Below are 21,466 nucleotides of genomic sequence, written 5' to 3'. Positions count from 1 at the left end.
GTTCGCCCCTGCGATGCCCAGACAGCAACCGCCCGAACAGCGAGAGACCCGGCATGCGCCTGAAACGACTCCTCGCCATAATGCCGCTCGCGGCCAGTCTGCTCTGCGCGGGCGCCGCGGTCGCGCAACCCCGGCCTACGGAGCCGTTCGCCGAGACCGTGTTCGTCAATGGCCGAATCTTCACGGCAAACGCTTTCTCTGGCGTCGCCGAAGCGGTGGCCATCGCGGATGGGAAATTTGTGGCCGTGGGGTCGAGTGAGACGGTTCGCCGGCGGATCGGGCCGGCGACGGTCGTCCATGACCTGAAGGGTGGCATGGCGATGCCCAGCATCACCGACATGCACATCCATCCGGTCCGAGGTGGCCTGGCCCAGCTGAGCTACTGCAAGTTCTCGGACCGGCTCGACCGCGGCGGTGTGCTCGAAGCTGTCGCCACGTGCGTGGAGGCGAAGCAGCCCGGCGAATGGGTTGAGGGGGCGCAGTGGGACGCCAAGTTGGCGCAGTCGCTTGACAAGGCGGCGTTGGATCGGATTGCGCCGAACAACCCCGTCTACCTGCACGACAACACGAACCACATCATCTGGGTGAACTCTGCGGCGCTGGCCGCCGCCGGGATCGACAAGACTACTCGCGACCCTGCGGGCGGGCAGATTCTGCGCGACCCGAGGACCGGCGAGCCAACCGGTGTCCTGATGGAATCGGCCATCGCGCTGGTCTTCAACGCCAAGCCCAAGCCGTCGGCGCAAGACATCGAGCGCGGCGCCGCCTGGATCTTCCAGAAGTTGAATAGCTATGGCGTCACGAGCGTCCAGACCGGCCAAGCTGAAGCCGCCGACCTGGCGGCGTATCGCAAGCTCGAGGCGGAAGGCCGGCTGACGGTCCGCGTGAAGACGAACTGGGACTTCAATACGCCGCTCGCGAGCGTCGCGCCTGAGAAGATGCTGGAGCGGTTCGACACCCGCGCCGAACGGGGGCCGGTTTCCGATCTGATCAATCCCGATGGCGGGAAGATCTACGCCGACGGAATCGCGATCGGCGCCGGCTCGCCCTACCTCGAGCCCTACAGTTCCGCGCCGACCTACGGTCGCCCGGCGATCGATTCGTCCAGCCTCAACACGGCAGTGCTGCAGATGGATCGGCTGGGTCTCTCGATCATGATCCATGCCATGGGCGATGCCGCGGTTCGCAGTTCGCTCGACGCTATCGAGTCAGCCCGCCGCGCCAACGGGAACAGTGGGAAGCGGCACGTTATCGCGCATACCTTCAGTGTGGCGCCCGAGGACATGGGCCGCGCCCGCCGGCTCAACGTCGCTTTCGAGAATTCTCCGCCGGTGGTGCTCTTCCCGAACGAGCTGATGGACGCGACTGTGGTCCTGCTCGGCCGTGAGCGGACGCGAGCGGTGGGACCCATCCGGTCGTTGATCGCCGCCGGCGACACCGTGGGGTACGGCAGCGACTGGGACAACATCCCAGAACCGAATCCCTGGCTCGCCCTGCAGGCTATGGTCACGCGTCAGAACCCATCCGCGCCCGAGCGTGGGTATCTGGCGCGCACAGAGGCCATCGACGTGATCACTGGTCTGGAGGTCCTGACGATCAACGGCGCCTATGGCCTGGGCCTCGAGGATCGCACCGGCTCGATCGAGGTCGGCAAGGACGCCGATCTGATCATTCTGAACCAGGACCTCCTGAAGGTCAGCGTGGGCGACATCCACAAGACCCGTGTGCTGCGGACGATCCTCAGAGGCAAAACCATCTTCGCTGCCGATGGAAGCCGCTGAATCCAAGGCAAACCGCCGCGACAGGAGGCTGCTATCCGGTCTCAAGGCTGCGATGTCGTTGTTTTGGGGGCTGGCATGGCGGGCTCGCAGCGGCACGTACACTATCGCCGCGGGCCTGGAGGTGGCGGTCGAGGAGTGAGCGTGGGCGGGCGCACGCTCAACTTTGGACCCCAGATCGCGATGGCGTCGCAGCCCTCTACTGCGGCCTGCAGTCCGATAACGCGGCCGCCGCACGACGCATGCTAAGGCGGCGCGCTGCCAGCTCTAACCGGTCAATGAACCGCCGGCGCTTGACCTTCCCACTGTGGGAACCCCTTTAGTGCGCGACGCTTCCGCGCGGTGTCCGTCGCGGTGTTCTCAGCAACAGTGTCGCCGGGGCGCGGTCGGCGGCGCCACAATGAGTGCGTCCATGCAGGCAACCGACGAAGGTATCGCGTTTGGGCTGGAGGCTCCGATTCTGACATCGCTTGTCTCCGATCGTGACGAACCGACCGTCGCCCAGGGAGGTCTCCTAGCTCCCTTCGAAGCGCAGGTCGCGAACAGCGCCCAAATCCAGCCGTGCGTCCAGATCGGCGAGCTCACGCTGTGCGAGATCGATGCTCGTGAACGTCACATGCTCACCGAGCGCAGCATGCGGCATGTGGCCGGCCGCAATCTAGTCGGTGTCGGCATGATCCTCTGCGGGGCGGGCGATCTCATAGCGCGTGGCCGGGGCGTCGCCTTGAAGTCTGGCGACCTGGTGCTTTTTGAAGCGGGCAGGCCCTTCGAACTGGCTCTGCAGACAGGGACGAGCTGTCTGATCCTTACACTTCCGGAAGTCGCGATCCGTCGCTTGGCTCTGACGATGGCTGAGGCCCTACCGGCTTGTTCCAACGGTGTCGCGGGCCCTTCGCTATTGCTTGCGGCCACCCTCCGGACCCTTTCGGAGGTTGCGCGCGGCATGAACGCAGGCGGCCCAGCGGCGACCGCGCTTGTGGCGGGTGTAGAGAACCTAGTGCTTTCAACCTTCACGCATCTGGGCGAACCCCGGAGGACGACGGCGAACGCTGGCGAGCGCCTTGAACGAATTAGGGCCTATGTGCTCGCGCATCTGCGCGAGCCGAACCTCTCGGTTCATCAGATCGCGAACAGGCTCAACATTTCGGCGAGCACCATCCACCGTGCGTTCAGCGATCAGCCATGCTCGGCGATTTCGTGGATCTGGGCCATGAGGCTAGACGGAGCGCAGAGGGACCTGTGCGATCCCCACCAGGCGCATCGCAACATTACTGATGTCGCTTTCGGTTGGGGGTTCAATGACACGGCCCACTTCAGCCGCGCATTTCGCGCACGGTTCGGCTGTCCGCCAAGACAGCAGCGCAGAGAGTGCCAGGCGCGCCGCGGGCGCCCGGAACCCCACGCTGCGATCTTCTGAAGGATGGCGCTACTTCGTCTTCACGAACGTCATCTCGTCCGTGTTGCAGCTGATGTTGAGGAGGCAACCCACCTCGGTTCCGACGTTGCGCCAACCGCGCGGTATGCCTCCGGGAATAACAATCGCGTCCCAGGGATCGAGGAACACCGCATTATCTCCCGCCTCGTCGAAGTAGATCACCCAGGATCCGCTGGCTGCGAACATCATCTCCTCGCCTGTGTGAAGGTGCAGGGGCGCGCCTTGCCCCGGCGCGCAGACGCCGGTCACTAGGCGAAGTTCGTCGCTTTGGACCGCGGGTGGAGTTCCGACGGCCATGTTGGAGGTTCCGCAGTCGAAGTACTTGTAAGCCGGGATCTGAAATTCCGGACTTACCCCCGCGGCGGTTGGCCAATTGGGCCGTATCTCTTTGAACTTCGCGACGTTGCCCATGGCTCTCGCGATCAGCGCTGCGTTTGAGACCGGCGGCGCGCTCCCGCCGGCGTCCTGACTATCTTGCATCGAAGCCTCCTATCTGACCTCAGGCTAACCTGTTGGCTTTGGCCCGGCTTGCCTGCGCGGGTCACGCGGTTGCCTACGAGTCGCAGTCCAGCGCGGGCCGCAGAGGAGGTAGACCGTGGGCTCAGACGGGCGGTCGCTGGCGATGCCAATCGGTGGCGGACTGATAGCTCCATCCGGCGCGGAAGAGCAGGTCCTCGCGAAAGTGGTCCGCCACAAACTGAAATCCAATTGGGGTCCCGTTTTCGTTCATACCGCCTGGCAGGGTGATCGTTGGGCTGCCCGTGATGTCGAACGGCATGGTGAAGCTGAACATCGCCAACGCCAGCGCAGCGTCGGAACCGACAGTATCCATCTTCTCAGCAGTCGGGGTGATCACTCCAGTCGCCGGGATCAGCAGTAAGTCGATGTCTTGAAACACCGCGCGCACGCGACCGGTGAACTCCGCCCTCCGCAGGCGGAGCTGCTGGTAGTCCATCGCCGACTGCGCTCGTCCCAAATCAAGTAGACCGGCGAGCGCACGGCCATAGTCCTGGCGCTGTGAAGGAAATGTCTCTTGATGAGCTACAGCCGCTTCTACGCTGCAAAGCGGCGTCCAGTCGGCGACCATCTGAGCGGTGTCAGGAAAGGCGACCTCCTGAATGATGGCGCCCGCCGCCTCGCAAACCTCGATCACGCTACGGATCACGGCCTGGTTGGGGGCGTCCACGCCGTTGATCGCCCAGTCTCGATCGATGCCGATCCGAAGTCCTCGGATACCCTTCTCCATCTCGTTGGCGTAGTCCGGTACAGGATTGTGAGCGGCGGTGGGGTCCTTGGGATCTGGACCGGCGATCGCCGCCAGCATAACAGCCGTGTCTGCCGCAGAACGCGCCATCGGGCCGATGTGGTCGAGAGAAGCTGCTAGTTCGAACGCTCCGAACCGGCTCACCCGTCCCCAGGTGGGCTTTAGGCCCGTCAGTCCGTTGGCGGCGGACGGGAAGCGAATAGAGCCGCCGGTGTCAGTGCCAATCGCCCCGAAGCACATGCCCGCGGCCGTTGCGACGCCCGATCCGCTTGACGACACACCCGACCAAATTGTGGGGTTCCAAGGGTTCACGGGAGCACGGATTTCCGGGTGGTGATCGCCGAATGCGCCCTCAGTTTGTTGCAGCTTGCCGAGAATGACCGCGCCGGCCTCGCGCAGGCGACAGACGACAGTTGAATCGGCAGGCGCCATGAAGGCTCGATTGATGGGCATGCCGTGGGTGGTCGGCGCGTCCACTGTCCACAAGAGATCCTTCACCGCGAGAGGTACGCCATGGAGCGGGCCGCGGATTCTGCCGGCGGCAATCTCTGCGTCAGCCGCAGCCGCCTCAGCAATTGCTCGATCCGTAAGAAGGGTCACGAACGCATGAAGTTCGGGGTCGATGTCGGAGATGCGTTGGAGGAGAGCCCTCGTAACCTCGATCGAAGAGGCCCGACCTGATTGGATCAGCTCCCTGATCTGCATCAGTTCGAGGTTGTGGAAACCGGCTTCTAGCATTGACCCTTTGCCTCAACGAAGAATGGGCGACCCTGGGCGGTCGCCCGTCATGTTCGGAGGCTACACCTGCCAACCGACCAAAACTTGCCCGATGGCGTGGGGCTTTTGACCCACAGACCCATGCCGCCGAAAGGTTGCGACGAGGAAGCCGCCTTGACGTGCAGGCGGCTTCTCCGTTTCTAGCCCACGACCTCTGCGGCGCTCACGACTGCGCCGTGCGCAAAAGCGATCGCCGCCATGTTGGCTGCGTGCACCTGCGCCGCCGGAACCACCTGACCATTGAACTCGAGATCCATTGTGGCGCACGCGTCATGCACCACGGTCGTCTTGTACCCGAGGTCCGAGGCGGCCCGGCTTGTGGCGGCCACGCACATGTGGCTCATCGCGCCCACAATGACGACTTCCTGAGCGTCTTGAGCCTTTAGCACCGCCTCCAAGTCCGTTTCGCGGAAGGCGTTGGGGTAATTCTTGACGATGACCTGTTCGCCGGGCGCGGGCGCGACACCGGCGATGATCTGTACGCCGTCCGAACCGGGGGTGAAGACCGGAGCGTTTGCGACAGGCATCTCATGTCGGATGTGCACGACCTGGTCGCCGCTCGCGCGAGCCGCAGCGATCACTTTGGCTGCAGACTGCACCGCTTGGTCGATGCCGGTTAGCGGCAGCTTGCCGGAGGAAAGGTACTCGTTCTGAAGGTCGACAACGACCACGACGCGTTTGCTCATCGGATTGACCTCAAGGCTGATGAAGTCGCCTTGGTTAGCGCGCCAAGTGCTCTTAGATGAGTGGCGTTTGCGACATTTTCCGAGGCAGTAGCGACATGGTCGGCCAACCTCCTGAGATCGGCTTGGTGACGTATCCAGGCGTCCAGATGGCGGCTTTGCTTGGCATGACCGATCTGTTCAAGGTCGCTGCCGGTCTGGCTCAAAAAGGAAGTCAGGGGCGCACTCTGCGGGTAAGCCACTGGAGTCGGGAAGGGGAGGGGCAAGCGCTGCAGCGCGTATTCGACACAGCGGTCGGTGCATCGGGTAACGCCACTGTGCTCCTGCTGCCGCCTGCGCTTGGCGAGCCGATGGAGCCTGAGGGGGCAGCTGAATATGCGACCTGGTTGAGACAGCAGCACGCCAGCGGCGTCACGTTGGGCTCGGTCTGCGCCGGCGCTTTCGTGCTCGGAGAAACCGGGCTTTTGGACGGGCGGACGGTCACGACCCACTGGAGCTTCGAGCCGCAATTCCGGAGCCGCTTTCCGGCCGCAAACCTCGATACGGACCGTCTGATTATCGATGACGGAGACATCATCACGGCGGGCGGCGTCATGGCCTGGATCGACGTGGCGTTGAAGCTGGTCGATCGGTTTCTCGGCCCAACCGTCATGCTTGAGACCGCCAGGATCCTTGTGGTGGACCCGCCTGGCCGCGAGCAGAGCTATTACAGTTCCTTCTCGCCAATTCTCTCTCATGGGGACGCCCAAGTCCTTAAGACCCAGCATTGGCTGCAGGCAACGGCCGCTCGCGCGGTGGATTTGAAGACGCTGGCCGCTGAAGCCGGCCTTGAGCGGCGTACCTTCTTGCGCCGATTTCAACGGGCGACCGGCTACACCACGACGGAATATGTGCAGCGGTTGAGGGTTGGCAAAGCACGCGAGTTGCTTCAATTCGCCAGCCTTCCCGCGGACGCCATTGCATGGGAAGTCGGATACTCTGATCCAGGCGCGTTTCGTAAGGTGTTCACGAAGCTCGTTGGGCTGACCCCAGGGGAGTACCGCCGCCGGTTTCGCATCGACTCCAAAGCCGTGGAGCCGTTCTGACCTACCGAAGATGTCACCCAGGGCGATGTCCTCCATTCGGACGCCCGCAAGCGCTTGTCCGAATGGAGGAGGAACGCAAGGTACGATGCGCTAGAATTTGGCTCCGACAGAGATGCCGTACGTGCGGGGCGCCCCCAGCTGGTTGTAGTCGAACCCCCAATTGTGCAGCAGGTCGATGCGGGCCGTGAAGTACTTCTCGTTCGCGGCGTTCTTGACCCAGGCCGATGCGTTCCAGCGGCCATCGGCTGTCTCGTATCGGATGTGTCCCGAGAGCACCGCGTAGCTGTCCTGCCTCAACCTCGAAATGTTGATCACCTCGAAGTACTGGCCCGATTGATACGCGACGTCGGGGTGTAGGGAGAGCTTGCCGTCATCGCTGTCGAAGATGGTGATGTCGAGGCCGAGGTTGGCCGTGACGCCTGGCGCGTTGGACAACTCGTTTCCGCTCACATCGACGCCGCTGACGGTGCCAGTCCGGATCTCAGTCGAGAGTAGGCCGAGGCCGGCCCGCACACTGAGGATCTGGTTCACGTACGCCGAGAGCTCAGCTTCACCGCCAAAGATACGGGACTTCGGGATGTTGAGCAGCTGCTGGCGTGCGGTCGCTGCATCGATGTTGAGAAACTGCTGGTTGCGATAGTCGTAGTAGAAAGCCGCCATGTTCAGCGTCACCCGCCGGTCCGCGAACTGCGTCTTGGCGCCCACCTCGTAGGAGGTGACCTTTTCAGCCTTGGCTACTGTTATCTCGGAGGGATCGATGAAGGCCTGCGCGTTGAAGCTCGGTGCGCGATAGCCGGTGCTGATCGTCGCATAGATCATGTTGTTGGATGTCAGCTTGTAGTCGACGCCGATCTTTCCGGAGAGATTTTTGGCTGAATATTCGAGACCGGTTGGCGCGATGAGATCCGTGATCAGAACGCCATCGGCGCTATAGGCGGCAGATCGGTAGTCGTCCTGTTCGCCATCGTCTCGGGTGTAGCGGAGCCCGCCGCGAAGGGTCAGGTCTTCGCCGAGCTCGTACTTTACGTCCGTGTAGAGCGCGTAGCTCTTCTTGGTCTGGTAAAATTGGTTCGAGAGCTGGCAAGCCGCGATGAACCCGCTGTCGATGCAGTCGCTGGCGTCAACGCCCCCGTCGCTGTTGACGTCGAGATCGTTCATCATCTTCAGTAGGTTGGTATTGAACACCTTTTCCCGGTTGAAGTAGGCGCCGAGAATGAAGTCGAACGGGCCCCCGGTGTGGCTCGTCAGACGAACGTCTTGAGCGAATTGGCTCGCCCGGTCGCCATACGTGATCTCCAACTCACTTGTGGCCTTGCCGTCGGTGTCCTCCACGAAGCGTAGGGTGCCCTTATCCCAGGACGTGATGCTGGTGAGCGTTAGGGTATCGGAGAGATCGACGTCGGCATGTAGCGCGAGAGACCACGTCCGCGCTCGCCGGCGATCGGGAATGTTGGAGGCGATTTCCCAGGTGTCCAAGCCGGGCCGATTGGTGGCTTCCGGCGTCGCGTAGATCCCGTAGTTCTGCGGATTCTGGAAGCTCGTTGATCCGACAAGCTTCAGGCGCACACCATCCGTCGGCTCATAGTTGAGGGTCGCGCGCACGCCATACTCACGAACTTCATTGAGGTCTCGGATGCCGGGCGTCACGCTCTCGAACCAGCCGTCGGCGCGGCTGTAAGCGCCAGCAACGCGCAGGGCGGCATCCTCACCCAATGGCAGGTTGACGGCGCCGTTCACATCGACCCGATTGTAGTTGCCATATCCGGCGTCGACATATCCGCTAGTTTCGCCCAGCTTGGCGTCGCGGCTGATCAGATTGACCGCGCCGCCTGTCGTGTTCTTGCCATACAGCGTGCCTTGTGGCCCACGCAGGACTTCGACCCGCTCGAGGTCGTACATCGCGACGCCGAGAAGCGCGAAGTTGCCCTTGTAGACTTCGTCGTAATAGGTCGCGACCGGGCTCGCCTGGCTCAAGGAGAAGTCCGACATCGAGACGCCTCGCACCGCGAAAATCGGGGTGTTGGGGCCGACAGTTGAGCTCAGTTGGAGGTTGGGAACCCTAGTGACCAGCGCGTCGACGCTGTCGACTCGGGATTGGGCCAAGGAATCGCCAGTGATCGCGGAGACTGAGATCGGAACGGATTGCAGGTTTTCGGAACGCTTGGCCGCCGTGACGACCACTTCCTCTACATAGGCGCCGCTCGTGTCGGGCGACGTCTGCGCTCCCGCAGACGTTGCGTAGAGCATGACCGCAAGCGCCGCATTGGAAAGCAATATTCTACGAGTATTCAATCTGGTGTGCATGGTCCCCCCATATATTGTAGCGATCATTTCCGGTGTTGTTTGGCAGACATTTCCTCGATCGCGGCGATCAGGGTCTCCCGAACAGACATTCGCTCAAGACGAAGAGGGCGCTTTCTCAAGGCGCCGACTTCGGTTGAGCTGTAGGGCTTGAACGACTGCGGTACGTTTGCCGCATCGAACTGTAACAGCGACCAATTCAGAACTTCGGCGAGACGGTCATCGCTCAGGTCAGTCGAGGCGACGCCGGGCACCTGGACGAGAAACTCGCGGCCGCCTGTAACGGAGAGAAAGCGGGCGACGTGGTTCCTGAGCGGCGGCGTGTTCGCGGGGTTCCCCGCGCCGTCCGGCTGGTGACAGCCCTGACACTTAAGCATGTAGTCGACGCGCGCTCGGGCTGGATTGGTCACGACACGCTCTTGCCCGGCAGCGGAACTGGACAGCATCGCTAAGAGCGTGCCTGCGACGAGCCCAACGCGCCCCCGAGCGTTCATTTTGCGCCGCGTAGGTAGGCGTGAAGCTTGGCGACGGCCGCGCCGTTGAGATCGGCGGCGGAGGCTCGATGCTTGGCGACCTCAGCTTCGGTGAACAGGCGGAACGCCGGGCCGGTCGTCGCGATCTTGCTGCCGACGTGGTTCAGGACCGCCGCAATCGAGGCGTCGTTGAGGCCCGCCTGCGCGGGCATGACGCCGCGATACGACTTGCCATCGACCGTCAGTGGTCCAGCTAGGCCGCGGGTGACCACTGCGACGAGGTAGCGGCGCCCATCGGGCTTGGCGGCCATCTGCCGAAAATCGACTCCAAGCGGGGGATATGCGCCCGGAACACCCGCGCCCGTAGCCGTGTGACAGGCCGCGCACCGATTGTAGATTGTCGCTCCATTTGCCGACTGCGCTGCGGCCGGAGAAGCGCACGCGACGAGCAAGGCCGCGCCGACGGCGATGGACGTGGCCTGCATCCTCATGGCTCCACCGCCACGCCAATGATCAAGGCCGCTGAGCAGTGGTAGATGCTGCTCTCGGTGCCGAGGCACCAATTATAGTCGTTGTTCGACTGGGGGCGGACCTGAGGCCGGTCGCCTTCGCTGCGGTGGCACGAGCAATGACCGCAGGACGAGGTGCCGCAGCAATCATTGTAGCTGATTACGTAGGCGCGCCCGTCCGCCGGGTTGGTGCAGGTGCCGATCCACGTGATGGGCGACATTTCGGTGCCTGGAGGGCAGCTGCTGACTGACCCGCCGCAGCACGAGCACAAGAAGCCGTCGATGGCGCAGTAACGCCAGTAGTCGCAGTTGGTGGGATCGCCCGGATCTTCAGCTACCCGCGGCGCGCGCTTTGGTTCAGCTGCCGCAGCCCGTGAAACGGGCAGGGCGGGAACCGCCACTGCGCCGGTCAAGGCTGCGCCTAGCCATGCGAGCGAGCTGCGCCGCGATGTCGTCCGCGCCAAGCGCCTTGAGAAACCTTCGGTGAATTTGTCGAGACCAGACATGTCAAGCCGCCCCATTTCGTTTGGCCAGGTATTCCTGGAGCGAGGCGACGCCGCGCTCCTTCGCCTCAAAGAGGCTTTCGAGGTGCTCGCGGCTGTTGATCAGCCCTAGCGAGGCGACCTTTCCGCTCTCGTCGATGAGCACCGCATAGGGCAGCTTCGAAACGCCGAAGGCCCGTCCGAGGGCTTCCGACAAGAGAAGGGGGAAGCGCTCGAGGCCATGATCCACGGTCAGTTTGCGGTACGCGGCGGCGTCGCCATCCCCCGCAAGCACCACGTCGAGCCAATCTCTTTCGGCGTCGGCCGACGAGCGCAGCACTGGAAGCAGGCTCTTGCAAACCGGGCAGTCCGGCGCGGCGAAGAAAATCAGCTGGCTGCGGCCCGAGCGCTTGCCGCCGATCACAATCGCTTCCCCATCGACCGCTTCGAGTTCCATCGGGGCCGGCATGTCCCCGACCCGGACATTCTGGTGGAGCGTCAGCGCCCCTGCAGGGGCGATGCGTTCGTGGAGGATGCCGACCTGTCGTGCCAAGGCGGCGATCAGAACCGCTTGAATAGCGACGGCGGCCCACAGCAATACCTGTGAGGTCAGGATCATTGTCCGGTCCTTGCGAAGACTTTGATGGAGGCGAGCTCGCCGGCGGCGAACCACAGGGCGCCGAAGCCGATTGCGGCGAAGAGGGTGTCGATCGACCAGTCGCCCGCAGGCGAGGCGGCGACGGCGAGGGCTAGGGCCGCCAACACCGCCGGGCGCAGAATTGCGATCTTATCGACGGGCTTTGGCCTTTCGGCGAAGTAGCAGCCGCAGTCGATCACCGCGCCTCTGCGCGAGGCCAGCGCAAGGCTGTAGGCGCTCCAGACGCCGGCGGCGGCGAGGGCGCCGCCGGTGCGCACCTGCGGCATCGTCAAGGCTATGGCCGCAAGGGCCTCAACTGCGCCTGCGACCGCCAGCAGCAGCTCTCCCCAGCTCGGCTGCACGCCGACGAGCTTTGCCGCCACCGGACCGAGCCGGCCGCGGTCGATCGCCTTGTGCGCGGCCGAAGACGCCAGGATCGCCGACAGGAAGAAGGTGATGGCGAGCATTACGACCCCGGTGCGAGCAGGATCGGGGTGGGAGCAACCCTGTCGCCCAAGTTGTGGACCAGCTTGCCGGTCCCCGCGTCGAGCACGTCGATCAGTCCATCCAACCGGGCGGCGATCAGGTGGGGCGTGGACTCACGCGTCAGGAGGATGGAGGTCGCGCCGTTCGGCAACGAAATCCGCGACAGGCGCTCGCCGCTGGCGGGGTCGATCACCCAGACTTCTGAACCGCCATCCTTGTGGCTGCCTTCCTTGCCGGCGGGGCTCATCAAGACATAGAGCCGGCCCTTGGCGTCTGAGGCGATGACTTGCCATCCGCCGGGGCGCCACTCCGGAGCGCCGCCCTCGGCGGAGCCGACGCTCAGGTTCACGTTGAGAGGCTGGGCGATCGGACCCGATAGATCAAAGGCCTTGAGTTGTCCGTGATAGGTCACGAACCAGGCGGTCTTGCCGACCATGGCCGGCATCTGGAACATCGGCTGGTTGTCGATGTCCTGAACGCCTTCGATCGTCTTGGATGAGGCGGCGGCGCCCTTTTCGTCCAGTGTGATGCTGATCATCGAGCCGTCGGCGCAGAAGCTTGAAAAGCCCCGCTCCCCAGTGGGGTAGATGTGAGAGCATCCCGGTAGATCGATCTCGTTCAGGACCTTGCGGGCTTCGAGATCGACCACGGAGATCGAATGGGCCGGCGTGAAGTTGGCGACCAGCACCCACCTGTCGCCATTGGTGAACTGGAACAGGCCTGAATAGGGGACCGATTGCTGCCTCTTGCCGCCTGGCAGAATGATTTCGCCTTTGGGGCGTAGGGTTGACGCGTCCCAGATGGTGATCGCGTCGGTCCGCTCGCCTCGGGTAAGGCGGGGATAGAAAGTCTCCGCGGTGTAGATCTCCCGGCGCGACGGTGAGTAGAGCGTGCCGGCCATCTGAGCGGCGCGCACCATCCCCTTCAAGGGCTGTGACTTGTTCGCGGTATCCGCAATCACCAAGCGGCCGTCGACGATCGAGGCGCCGTGCAGATCGTGAACGAGAATCCAACTGGGCGGGTATGCCGCCGGCAATTCCGACACGCTGGGGATCGCCTCTTCCGGCAGCGGTTGCGAAGCCACTGTTTGTGCGGCGCACGGCGCCGACAGCATGAGCGCGATCGCCGTTGTTGCTAGTCGCATGGTCCCCCTCATCGCCAAATTCGTGACGTTGATCGCGGAGTGCTCCTCGGACCCAAATGTTGTCAACTGTCCTAAATTGGGCTACCGCCGCCCCGCTTTTGACAGGAGGGACGCCATGTCCGCGACCGAAGGCCGCCGGTATTCGCTGGTCAGCGACCTGACTTTTCCGCCGCGGGAAGGGGGGTACGCCAATGGGCGAGACACGCGCGATACGATCATCACGGCCGCGTTCCGCCTGCTCATGGACGAAGGCTATCGCGCCATCACCATGCGCCGGGTCGCAAAGGAGTGCGGGCTCAAGATAGGCAATGTCACCTATCACTTTTCGTCGAGAGAAGACCTCGTCAGGTCAATGTTTGAGGCGGTCAGCCTAAGCTATCAGGCCGTTGTGACAGACAAGATGCCGCTCGATGAAGACCGGCCGGCGCAGAGGTTTCGGGATTTGTGTAACTTCTTCCTGGATGACATCAAAACTAGGAAGACGACAATGGTGTTTCCCGAACTATGGTCGCTCTCAAATCATGATGAGTTTGTCTACGACCTCGTCAATGCGCTGTACGACAGCGCTCGTGTGACCTTCTTCGATCTCATATCCGAGCTGAGGCCAGATCTATCTCCAACTCTTCGCCATCAGCTGTCAGTCGTGGTCCAAGCGTCAATCGAAGGCCTGACTGTATTTGCGGGATACAAGAAGCCGTTTCATGCTCAGATGGATCAAATGGAAGCCATCACCGTGAAGGCGTTCATGGATCTGATCTCAAACATCCGAGAGTCTGACGTCCTGCAAGGCGATCCCTCCTAACTCGTGGGCTGGCCAATTGGCCGCTTGCGCTGAGCAGCCGAAGGCGACGAGGAGGCGAGGCGTGCGCACGCGCCTGCCAGGTCCTGCGCCGGGCGGCCCAATCGCGCCCGATCATCGGCGACCTTCACGCTCCTCCCCACGTTCCCAGCTTTGGATAATTTTGGTCGATTGACTAATATTGGTCAGTGTGCTGTAAATTTGCGCAAAGCGAGGTCGTCGGATCGCCAGGCCGCAATATGCGGCCGCGTGAGCATCTAGGTGCTGGGCGCTGAAGGTGAATGCCGGGCGGGCCTCCCAGGGCGCTCGAAGCGAAGTGCGGCGAGGCCTGACAAAGGGAGTGATGTGAGGTGAGGCGCACGGGGTTTGTCTGGAACGAGAAGTTCGCCTGGTTCGAACTTCAGGCTTACGGCGGCATCGTGCGCGGGGGCGTCGACTCGATGCAGCCTGATCGCCACGTCTATGATCCAGAGGTTGTGCGGCGGTTCCGCAATCTCATCGACGCAACCGGGCTTCTCAAAAAGCTGGTGGACATTCCGGCCCGCCTCGCCACCGGGCTTGAGATCGGGCGTGTCCACACAAACGGTCACATCAATCAGATCAAGATCATGTCGAGCCTTCCAACGGGGGGCGAGCCGGGGGACAACGCCCCAGTGCCCAGCGGGGCGTTCGAGATCGCCTCCCTGGCCGCCGGCGGAGCGATCGCCGCCGTGGATGCCGTCATGAGCGGCGAGGTCGACAACGCCTATGCGCTTCTGAGGCCGGCCGGGCACCATTCCAGGCCCGACCGCTCTATGGGATTTTGCATCTTCTCAAACGCTGCGATCGCAGGGCGTCATCTCCTCGACTTCCACGGCGTGAAGCGGATCGCTTATGTCGATTGGGATGTGCATCACGGCAACGGGACGCAGGCGGCGCTCTACAACGAGCCCCGCGCGCTTACCATCTCTGTCCATCAGGATCGTCTATATCCCGTCGACGACGGGTTCGTGGACCAGATTGGCGAGGGGGCCGCTCTCGGCACCAACCTCAACATTCCGCTACCGGCGGGCTGCGGCGCCGAAGCCTACTGCGCGGCCTACGACCGTGTCGTCATCCCCGCACTGCAGGCATATCGTCCAGACTTCATCATAGTCCCAAGCGGCTTTGACGCCGGCGCCATGGATCCCATGGGCCGGATGATGATGCACTCCGACGGGTACCGCCAACTCACCCGCAAGCTTATGGCGGCTGCTGATGAGCTGTGCGGAGGCCGCATCGTGTTTCTTCACGAAGGGGGATACTCGCGCTGGACGGTGCCTTACTTCGGCTTGGCCGTGCTCGAGGAACTGTCGGGCGTTGAGACCGGGACGTCGGACCCGCACCTTGAATACCACAAGGCGCTCGGCGGGCAGGAGCTGTTGCCGCATCAGATCGAGGCCATCGACGCGGCGGCGGCGAATGTCGCTCGGGTTCCGCTTCCCGCGTGATGAGCCACCGGGGCCAGAACTGTTCACATCGGCCAGCCCGGCCCACGGGTCCAACACTGTCTGCGAGGGCTTCATGACCAACACATCAGACCAATCCGATGGGTGGGCTGGAACTGTACGGGGTAAGCCGGGGGTGGGGCAGGTCGCCGAGCGGGCACGGACCACTCGAATGGGCGATATCGAGGCCTTCAGCGGGATAACAGGCGACCACAACCCGCTGCACTACGATAGGGCCCTGGCCGAAAGCACTGTGTTCGGGAAACTCATCGTGCAGGGCGGCGTGACCTCCGGGCTGCTGAATGCCTGTGTGGCCGAAGTTCTGCCGGGCCCCGGAACAGTTTTTCTTTCGTGTGATTGGAAGTTCCTGAAGGCCGTAGGCGTAGATGAAACGATCACGGCGCGTGTGGAGGTTCTCACCGTGCGCGATGACAAGCCGGTCTGCACGTTGAAGACGGCGATCCTGAACGAGGCGGGGGACATTTGCCTGGAGGGAACGGCGGCCACGTTCACGGTTCCATTGATGCGCTGATACGCCGACCGCCTCGCTGGGTCCCTCCGGTGGGCTAGATCTTTGACGTGTTCGATCGGGGGCGTCGCCCGCGGGGCTTTTCCGCCTTGCCGCTCTCCTCCGGCCTAGCGACGTCGCGTTCTAGATCGGCCAGGGCCAGGGCGTCATCGGAGTCGGCTCTTGCCAGCAGCGCCGCGAACTCCTCATCGCTGAGCAGGGTTGGTGTCTTCCACTTGGGATTCAGGTCTTCGTGCCGCCACCCATAGGCTTTTAGCTTTTCCGGTGTGACTGACTTTACCAGGTCGACCAGGGCATGACAGGCGATGGCGCTATAGAGGGGAAGTTCGCCGGCCCAAGGCCTCTCGAAGCCGACGAACATCGTCGAGCCTGCCACGCTTGCCGAAGCATAGACCGCCAGGGCCTCTCGCTCCTGCTTTGCAAGCGATGGATTTATCTCAGCGATCAACCGCGAAAGCGTTCGCCGCTCCAGAATGTAAATGCAGTCCACGGCCTTTGCGACGAAGGGGTCGTGGTTGGCGAGCACCCAAAGGTGGGGGAAGAGGCGGGTCGTCCGCTTTGTCTGGATGTCGTCCAGAAGGAGGCGGATAAACCGCTCGAGCTTCTGCTCCGCCGACAGGTCCGGTTCGCGGACGATGGAGCTGATGTTTTCCGCGTACGGGACCAGCACCATGTTGATCACGTCCTGGAGGAGGTCGGAGCGGCTCTTGTAGTAGTAGCTGACCGCTCCGATCTGAATTTTGCACCGGCGCGCCACTTCCCGAAGCGTCAGCGCCTGGTAGCCATCCTCGATGATGATCTCGAGCGCGGTCTCGAGGATTTGGACGACGCGCTCGCGACCGGTTTGGTAGGTGCCCGAACCCGTGCGCGTGCGAAGGCGGTCTGCGCCGATCATCTGTTCTGCTGTCCTTTGCCTGCTAGGTCCCGAGCTTAGCCCACAAGTCCTAGCTGTTTCTGGCCGCTTCGTCAGGTGACCTGGACGCTCGAACGGCGCGCGCCTTCTCGCGCCCTGAAAAATGCGCCCTCGCACACACTTTGGTCAATTGACGAATATTGAACATGATGCATAAAGTTTGTCACAACATAGGGAGGAACCCATGGCACGCGAAATCCTACTCAACGCCTTCGCCATGAACTGCGTCGGACACCAGTCGCAGGGCATGTGGCGCCACCCGCGCGATAAGTCGGCGGACTACAAGTACACGGATCACTGGGTTGAGCTTGCGCGTCTGCTGGAGCGGGGCAAATTTGACGGCCTTTTCCTGGCCGATGTCGTCGGGGTGTACGACGTCTATGGCGGAAGTCCGGACACCGCGCTGCGCGAAGCGGTTCAGGTGCCGACGAACGATCCCCTTCTGATTATCCCTCCGATGGCCCAGGCCACCGAAAACCTAGCCTTCGCCGTTACGGTCAACCTCTCCCATGAGGCGCCGCTGCCGTTCGCGCGGCGGATGTCGACCCTGGACCACATGACCAATGGCCGGATCGGCTGGAACGTCGTTACCGGCTATCTCGACAGCGGCGCCAAGGGCGCCGGTCAGGGCAAGCAGGTCGCCCATGACATCCGCTACGACATCGCCGAAGAGTTCGTAACGATCCAGTACGACTTCTGGGAGGGAAGCTGGGAGGACGACGCGGTTCGCAAGGATCGGGAAGCTGGCGTCTTCACTGACCCCGCGAAGGTTCATCGCGTGAGCCACGACGGCGAGTACTTCCGGGTGAACGCAGTGCATCTGTGCGAGCCCTCGCCTCAACGCACCCCCGTGCTGTATCAGGCGGGCACCTCCTCGAAGGGGACCGCCTTCGCCGCGCGGCACGCCGAGTGCGTGTTCGTGGTGGGCCATAACAAGAGCAAGCTGGCCGCTACGGTCGCCAATCTACGCGCGCTCGCGGTGGAGGCCGGTCGTGCTGCCTCTGATATCAAGATTTTCTCCCTGATCACCGTCATCACCGCGGCTACCGATGAGGAGGCCCAGGCGAAGGCGGAGGACTACAGGCAGTACGTGAGCGCGTCGGGCGCCCTGGCCCTTCTGGCCGGGTGGACTGGCATCGACTTTTCGAAGCCCGAACTGGTCGGAGCAAGCGCCGCCGGCAGCAACAGCATTCAAACTGCTGCCGCGGCGTTCACCAAGGGCGGGGCTTCCGAGCATCAAAATCTCGATAGCGTCGCCAATAGCGTCGCCCTCGGCGGTGGTGGCCCGGTGCTTGTCGGTAGCGCCAAGACGATCGCGGACGAGCTGGAGTCCTGGGCGACCGAGTGTGATCTTGATGGCTTCAATTTGGCCTACGCCCTGATGCCGGAGACCTTCGCGGACATCGTCGATCACCTCGTGCCAGAGCTGCAGCATCGCGGCCTGTTCAAGAAGGATTACGCCAAGGGCACCTACCGCGAGAAGCTGTTCAAGCGCGGTCCGCGCCTGGAAAACAACCACCCGGCGGCGCGCCTGCGCAAGGGCGTCGCGGTCAAAGCGGACGCCTAGGCCAACGCCGGCGGCGTGATGCGGGAGGCTGATTTGAATCACGGAACTGCTCTAGGTTCCGCAGCGGCGCCGGTTGAGCCGGCGCCGTCCCCTTCCGGTTGGGGCGGAGGACTATCTGGGAAGTGGCCGTCTATCGCGGTCATCCTCATTGCGCAGGTCGCGGCTATGGCCGTTTGGTTCGCCTCGGCGGCTGCGGCCTCCGCGCTCGCCAGAAGCGCACCTCTATCTGGCTTCGAATCCGCGCTGCTCACCAGCGCGGTGCAGGCCGGCTTCGTGCTGGGCACGCTTGCAAGCGCGTTCCTCGGCGTCCCGGACCGCTTTGATCCGCGACGTATCTTCATGATCTCCGCGATCGCTGCCGGAGTCGCCTCGCTGACTCTGGCGGCGCTGCCGCCGGCAGGGGCGGGGATCCTCGGGTTGCGGTTCCTGACCGGTGTGGCGCTCGCAGGTGTCTATCCCATCGGCATGCGCCTGGCCGCCACGTGGGCCTCCGGGGATCTGGGGCTGCTGGTGGGCCTGCTCGTCGGCGCGCTTACGCTGGGGTCTGCAAGCCCGCACGCCCTGGCGGCCTTCGCTCACCTGGACTGGCGCGTGATCTATCTCGCTGCGGCCGGCTTTGCGGTCTTCGGCGGGTTGGCCATTCTCCTAGCTGGCGTAGGCCCCAACGCTCCTCGCACCGTGCGACTTCAGCCTGGCCGCATGGCCCAGGCGTGGAGGAGCCGCCCGTTGAGGCTCACCAATCTTGGTTACCTGGGACACATGTGGGAGCTCTACGCGATGTGGACATGGCTCGCCGTGTTTCTCGCTGAGAGCTTTAGAAGGTCCGGCGTAGCCGACCACCATACGCTGGCGGAGATCGTCACCTTTGGCGCGATCGCCGCGGGCGCCCTCGGCGCCTGGCTTGGCGGGGTGTTCGCCGATCGGTGGGGACGAACCACGGTCACGATCGCTGCGATGGCGGCGAGCGGGGCGTGCGCCGCGCTGATCGGTTGGCTGCTGGATGCGCCGCCCTGGCTCGTGAGCCTTGTTGCAGTGATCTGGGGCGTGACGATCATCGCGGATTCCGCCCAATTCTCCGCCAGCATCGCAGAACTCAGCGAGCCCGATTCAATCGGCACCATGCTGACCCTGCAGACCTGCGCCGGTTTCCTGCTGACATTGGTGAGCATCCAACTGGTGGCGCCGGTGGCTCAGGCCCTCAGCTGGCCTGCCGCGTTCACCATGCTGGCGCTCGGACCCTTGTTCGGCTGCCTGGCCATGGCCCGCCTTCGCGCCACGCCCGATGCGATCCGACTGGCCGGCGGCCGGCGGTGAAGATGGCGCCTATTCCCAACTCCAGAGGGGGCAAGCCCTCCAGAAATAGAAGGCTGCATTCGTGAACATGTCTTCCAAAGAAGTCGAGCTGCCTCACCACGTCGACGTCCTCATCCTCGGCGCCGGAATATCCGGGATCGGCGCCGCCTACGAACTGACTCAGCAATGTCGTGATCGGTCCTTCGCCGTTCTCGAGGCGTTTGAGAGTTTCGGCGGCACCTGGCTGGCGCATCGCTATCCCGGCGTGCGGTCCGACAGCGACCTCTTTACCTACGGCTTTCGCTTCAAACCCTGGCATGGCCGGCCGATCGCATCGCGTGACGAGATACTCCAGTACCTGGGAGAGGCCATCGAAGAGAACGCTCTCGGGTCACATTTCCACTACCGCTGCCGCGTGATCTCTGCCGATTGGCAGAGCGACAAGCAGCAGTGGCGGGTCGAAGGCGTGCGCGGCGCTGATCAGAAGCCGTTCTCGATTACCTGCGGGTTCCTGTGGTCGTGCCAGGGCTACTACCGGCATGGGGCGGGCTACACGCCCGGCTGGCCCGGGATGGAGCAATTTGAGGGTCGCATCGTTCATCCGCAGACCTGGCCTGAAGATCTCGACTTCAGCGGCAAGCGGGTCGTCGTGATTGGCTCGGGCGCGACCGCGGCCACCCTTGTGCCCGCGCTCGCACCGGAGTGCGAACATGTCACAATGCTTCAGCGCTCGCCGACCTACTTCTCTCCCGCGCCGAACCGCGATGCGCTTGCCGACACCTTGCGCGACCTTGGGGTCGAGCCGGCGATCATCCATGACATCATGCGTAAGAAGATCGTGCGCGAGCAGCAGAACATGCTGACGCATGCTCTGGAGAATCCCGAAGCCACCAAGGCGGCCATGCTGGCGACGGTTGCAACCTTCCTTCCAGCGGACCAGGTGGAGGCCCACTTCACCCCGACCTACCGGCCATGGCAGCAACGCGTGGCGCTGGTGCCGAACGGGGATCTTTTTAAGGCGTTGCGAACCGGCCAGGCGAGCGTGGTGACCGATCACATCGAGTCCTTCACCCCGACCGGGCTGCGGCTGGCCTCCGGCGGCGAACTGGACGCCGACATCATCGTCACGGCCACGGGCTTCGAAATGTCGGCGCTCGGGGACACCGTCCTGAAAATCGACGGCGAGCCGCTGAACTTCGCCGACAGCGTGAGCTACCGGAGCATCCTGCACAGCGGCATCCCGAACATGGCTCGGACGATGGGGTACTTCCGCGTGTCCAGTTGGACGCTTCGGGTGCACCTGGTGAGCGACTTTGTCTGCCGACTCCTCAACCACATGCGCGCCATCGGTGCAGCGAGCGTCGAGGTGCAGCTGCCGCCGGAGAGCCAAGGTGAGGATCACAAGTCGGGCATGGACAAAGACGTCTTCAACGCCGGCTACATTCTGCGGGGTCTGCACCTTATGCCGAAGCGCGGCCCCCGTGCAGACTGGCAAAGTCTGGACTACGTGGCGGAGGAATCCGCGATGCCAGCGGTGCGGCTCGACGGCGATGTCTTCGGCTACCGTGATGCAGCGGGACGGCTGATTGAGGGAGATCGGCGCGCCGCCGGCGAACTGGATCCTGCCGCTTCGCCGCAACCGATCGAACAACCCGGCTGACACCATCTAGGGCCTGAGGCCCAATAGGCTCTCGCATCAGGATCGACTCAGCGGCCTGATGCGAAGAGCGCCCCGGTCGCCAGGAGCAAGAGTGCTCCGGCAAGGTGAAAGCCGCCGTCTACGCTCTTCTGCGTGACAAAGAGCGAGGCCGCCAACGGCCTAGCGCTGAGGCCAAGCAGTACCAG

Annotated in this window: 20 protein-coding genes; 9 read left to right on the top strand and 11 right to left on the bottom strand. The window is 63.4% G+C overall.

The window, feature by feature from the left end; genetic code table 11:
• The first annotated feature begins 53 nt into the window (after window positions 1-53).
• Together ASC79_RS00310 and ASC79_RS00305 are read left to right on the top strand one after the other, a co-directional pair.
• The gene (locus tag ASC79_RS00310; RefSeq protein WP_082531874.1) at window positions 54-1,781 is read left to right on the top strand and encodes an amidohydrolase; all 1,728 of its coding nucleotides are present in this window, start codon (window positions 54-56) and stop codon (window positions 1,779-1,781) included.
• Window positions 1,782-2,190: 409 nt separating this feature from the next.
• Entirely contained in the window at window positions 2,191-3,195 is a 1,005-nt protein-coding gene (locus ASC79_RS00305; RefSeq protein ID WP_162244240.1) for a helix-turn-helix domain-containing protein, read from the top strand.
• A 9-nt stretch (window positions 3,196-3,204) separates the two neighbouring features.
• Here the strand turns inward: ASC79_RS00305 and ASC79_RS00300 are convergent, their stop codons facing one another.
• The 3 genes from ASC79_RS00300 to ASC79_RS00290 form a co-directional block, all read right to left on the bottom strand.
• Entirely contained in the window at window positions 3,205-3,624 is a 420-nt protein-coding gene (locus ASC79_RS00300; protein WP_162244239.1) for a cupin domain-containing protein, read from the bottom strand.
• A 190-nt stretch (window positions 3,625-3,814) separates the two neighbouring features.
• Window positions 3,815-5,215, bottom strand: coding sequence for an amidase (locus tag ASC79_RS00295; RefSeq protein ID WP_056027318.1), 1,401 nt, complete (start codon window positions 5,213-5,215; stop codon window positions 3,815-3,817).
• Between the two features lie 179 nt (window positions 5,216-5,394).
• Entirely contained in the window at window positions 5,395-5,940 is a 546-nt protein-coding gene (locus ASC79_RS00290) for a cysteine hydrolase family protein (RefSeq protein WP_056027315.1), read from the bottom strand.
• A gap of 164 nt (window positions 5,941-6,104) precedes the next feature.
• On the opposite strand from ASC79_RS00290, the gene ASC79_RS00285 reads away from it, so the two are divergent.
• Window positions 6,105-7,022, top strand: a complete 918-nt coding sequence (locus ASC79_RS00285; RefSeq protein WP_235528861.1) for a GlxA family transcriptional regulator — start codon at window positions 6,105-6,107, stop codon at window positions 7,020-7,022.
• 90 nt (window positions 7,023-7,112) lie between these two features.
• Here ASC79_RS00285 and ASC79_RS00280 read toward each other — a convergent pair whose 3' ends face one another.
• From ASC79_RS00280 to ASC79_RS00255, 7 genes are all read right to left on the bottom strand, one after another.
• Window positions 7,113-9,326 carry a TonB-dependent receptor gene (locus ASC79_RS00280; protein WP_056027310.1) on the bottom strand — a complete coding sequence of 738 codons (2,214 nt, stop codon included), beginning with the start codon at window positions 9,324-9,326 and terminating at the stop codon, window positions 7,113-7,115.
• Between the two features lie 23 nt (window positions 9,327-9,349).
• Entirely contained in the window at window positions 9,350-9,733 is a 384-nt protein-coding gene (locus ASC79_RS00275; protein ID WP_235528859.1) for a cytochrome c, read from the bottom strand.
• An 80-nt stretch (window positions 9,734-9,813) separates the two neighbouring features.
• Complete coding sequence (locus ASC79_RS00270) at window positions 9,814-10,281, bottom strand: cytochrome c (RefSeq protein ID WP_235528858.1); 468 nt, start codon at window positions 10,279-10,281, stop codon at window positions 9,814-9,816.
• A 2-nt stretch (window positions 10,282-10,283) separates the two neighbouring features.
• Window positions 10,284-10,811, bottom strand: a complete 528-nt coding sequence (locus ASC79_RS20620) for a methylamine dehydrogenase light chain (RefSeq protein WP_082532013.1) — start codon at window positions 10,809-10,811, stop codon at window positions 10,284-10,286.
• Window position 10,812: 1 nt separating this feature from the next.
• Window positions 10,813-11,406, bottom strand: coding sequence for a methylamine dehydrogenase (locus tag ASC79_RS00265; RefSeq protein ID WP_056027301.1), 594 nt, complete (start codon window positions 11,404-11,406; stop codon window positions 10,813-10,815).
• A complete protein-coding gene (locus tag ASC79_RS00260) occupies window positions 11,403-11,891 on the bottom strand; it encodes a MauE/DoxX family redox-associated membrane protein (protein WP_056027298.1) in 489 nt (162 codons plus the stop codon). Before ASC79_RS00260 ends, ASC79_RS00265 begins: the two co-directional genes overlap by 4 nt.
• Window positions 11,891-13,024, bottom strand: a complete 1,134-nt coding sequence (locus tag ASC79_RS00255) for an amine dehydrogenase large subunit (protein ID WP_235528857.1) — start codon at window positions 13,022-13,024, stop codon at window positions 11,891-11,893. The genes ASC79_RS00260 and ASC79_RS00255 overlap by 1 nt, the downstream gene beginning before the upstream one ends.
• Here ASC79_RS00255 and ASC79_RS00250 point away from each other — a divergent pair.
• The 3 genes from ASC79_RS00250 to ASC79_RS00240 all read left to right on the top strand — a co-directional run bounded on the left by ASC79_RS00250 (window position 13,023) and on the right by ASC79_RS00240 (window position 15,851).
• Entirely contained in the window at window positions 13,023-13,856 is an 834-nt protein-coding gene (locus ASC79_RS00250; RefSeq protein WP_235528863.1) for a TetR/AcrR family transcriptional regulator, read from the top strand. The genes ASC79_RS00255 and ASC79_RS00250 overlap by 2 nt on opposite strands.
• A gap of 347 nt (window positions 13,857-14,203) precedes the next feature.
• The gene (locus tag ASC79_RS00245; RefSeq protein ID WP_056027292.1) at window positions 14,204-15,322 is read left to right on the top strand and encodes a class II histone deacetylase; all 1,119 of its coding nucleotides are present in this window, start codon (window positions 14,204-14,206) and stop codon (window positions 15,320-15,322) included.
• Entirely contained in the window at window positions 15,294-15,851 is a 558-nt protein-coding gene (locus ASC79_RS00240; RefSeq protein WP_369817350.1) for a MaoC family dehydratase, read from the top strand. The genes ASC79_RS00245 and ASC79_RS00240 overlap by 29 nt, the downstream gene beginning before the upstream one ends.
• Window positions 15,852-15,885: 34 nt before the next feature.
• Here the strand turns inward: ASC79_RS00240 and ASC79_RS00235 are convergent, their stop codons facing one another.
• Complete coding sequence (locus ASC79_RS00235; protein WP_056027289.1) at window positions 15,886-16,743, bottom strand: TetR/AcrR family transcriptional regulator; 858 nt, start codon at window positions 16,741-16,743, stop codon at window positions 15,886-15,888.
• A gap of 202 nt (window positions 16,744-16,945) precedes the next feature.
• Here ASC79_RS00235 and ASC79_RS00230 point away from each other — a divergent pair, with 202 nt between their 5' ends.
• The 3 genes from ASC79_RS00230 to ASC79_RS00220 all read left to right on the top strand — a co-directional run bounded on the left by ASC79_RS00230 (window position 16,946) and on the right by ASC79_RS00220 (window position 21,281).
• Entirely contained in the window at window positions 16,946-18,328 is a 1,383-nt protein-coding gene (locus tag ASC79_RS00230; RefSeq protein WP_056027287.1) for an LLM class flavin-dependent oxidoreductase, read from the top strand.
• A gap of 18 nt (window positions 18,329-18,346) precedes the next feature.
• Window positions 18,347-19,642, top strand: coding sequence for an MFS transporter (locus ASC79_RS00225; RefSeq protein ID WP_082531873.1), 1,296 nt, complete (start codon window positions 18,347-18,349; stop codon window positions 19,640-19,642).
• A gap of 67 nt (window positions 19,643-19,709) precedes the next feature.
• Window positions 19,710-21,281 carry an NAD(P)/FAD-dependent oxidoreductase gene (locus ASC79_RS00220; protein ID WP_082531872.1) on the top strand — a complete coding sequence of 524 codons (1,572 nt, stop codon included), beginning with the start codon at window positions 19,710-19,712 and terminating at the stop codon, window positions 21,279-21,281.
• Window positions 21,282-21,466 lie beyond the last annotated feature (185 nt).

The sequence above is a fragment of the Phenylobacterium sp. Root1290 genome (assembly GCF_001425305.1).
Classification (GTDB): domain Bacteria; phylum Pseudomonadota; class Alphaproteobacteria; order Caulobacterales; family Caulobacteraceae; genus Phenylobacterium.
The sequence above is the reverse complement of the archived record's forward strand: the minus strand, read 5'-3'. Positions and strand labels throughout refer to the sequence as shown.

What these genes read in the sequence shown, in the direction of transcription:
- ASC79_RS20620 (WP_082532013.1), bottom strand. Translation starts at nt 10,811, where the DNA reads ATGTCTGGTCTCGACAAATTCACCGAAGGTTTCTCAAGGCGCTTGGCG.
- ASC79_RS00225 (WP_082531873.1), top strand. Translation starts at nt 18,347, where the DNA reads ATGCGGGAGGCTGATTTGAATCACGGAACTGCTCTAGGTTCCGCAGCG.
- ASC79_RS00240 (WP_369817350.1), top strand. Translation starts at nt 15,294, where the DNA reads ATGTCGCTCGGGTTCCGCTTCCCGCGTGATGAGCCACCGGGGCCAGAA.
- ASC79_RS00255 (WP_235528857.1), bottom strand. Translation starts at nt 13,024, where the DNA reads ATGCTGTCGGCGCCGTGCGCCGCACAAACAGTGGCTTCGCAACCGCTG.
- ASC79_RS00295 (WP_056027318.1), bottom strand. Translation starts at nt 5,215, where the DNA reads ATGCTAGAAGCCGGTTTCCACAACCTCGAACTGATGCAGATCAGGGAG.
- ASC79_RS00280 (WP_056027310.1), bottom strand. Translation starts at nt 9,326, where the DNA reads ATGCACACCAGATTGAATACTCGTAGAATATTGCTTTCCAATGCGGCG.
- ASC79_RS00220 (WP_082531872.1), top strand. Translation starts at nt 19,710, where the DNA reads ATGTCTTCCAAAGAAGTCGAGCTGCCTCACCACGTCGACGTCCTCATC.
- ASC79_RS00250 (WP_235528863.1), top strand. Translation starts at nt 13,023, where the DNA reads ATGAGCGCGATCGCCGTTGTTGCTAGTCGCATGGTCCCCCTCATCGCC.
- ASC79_RS00235 (WP_056027289.1), bottom strand. Translation starts at nt 16,743, where the DNA reads ATGATCGGCGCAGACCGCCTTCGCACGCGCACGGGTTCGGGCACCTAC.
- ASC79_RS00290 (WP_056027315.1), bottom strand. Translation starts at nt 5,940, where the DNA reads ATGAGCAAACGCGTCGTGGTCGTTGTCGACCTTCAGAACGAGTACCTT.
- ASC79_RS00285 (WP_235528861.1), top strand. Translation starts at nt 6,105, where the DNA reads ATGACCGATCTGTTCAAGGTCGCTGCCGGTCTGGCTCAAAAAGGAAGT.
- ASC79_RS00260 (WP_056027298.1), bottom strand. Translation starts at nt 11,891, where the DNA reads ATGCTCGCCATCACCTTCTTCCTGTCGGCGATCCTGGCGTCTTCGGCC.
- ASC79_RS00230 (WP_056027287.1), top strand. Translation starts at nt 16,946, where the DNA reads ATGGCACGCGAAATCCTACTCAACGCCTTCGCCATGAACTGCGTCGGA.
- ASC79_RS00270 (WP_235528858.1), bottom strand. Translation starts at nt 10,281, where the DNA reads ATGCAGGCCACGTCCATCGCCGTCGGCGCGGCCTTGCTCGTCGCGTGC.
- ASC79_RS00305 (WP_162244240.1), top strand. Translation starts at nt 2,191, where the DNA reads ATGCAGGCAACCGACGAAGGTATCGCGTTTGGGCTGGAGGCTCCGATT.
- ASC79_RS00300 (WP_162244239.1), bottom strand. Translation starts at nt 3,624, where the DNA reads ATGGGCAACGTCGCGAAGTTCAAAGAGATACGGCCCAATTGGCCAACC.
- ASC79_RS00310 (WP_082531874.1), top strand. Translation starts at nt 54, where the DNA reads ATGCGCCTGAAACGACTCCTCGCCATAATGCCGCTCGCGGCCAGTCTG.
- ASC79_RS00265 (WP_056027301.1), bottom strand. Translation starts at nt 11,406, where the DNA reads ATGATCCTGACCTCACAGGTATTGCTGTGGGCCGCCGTCGCTATTCAA.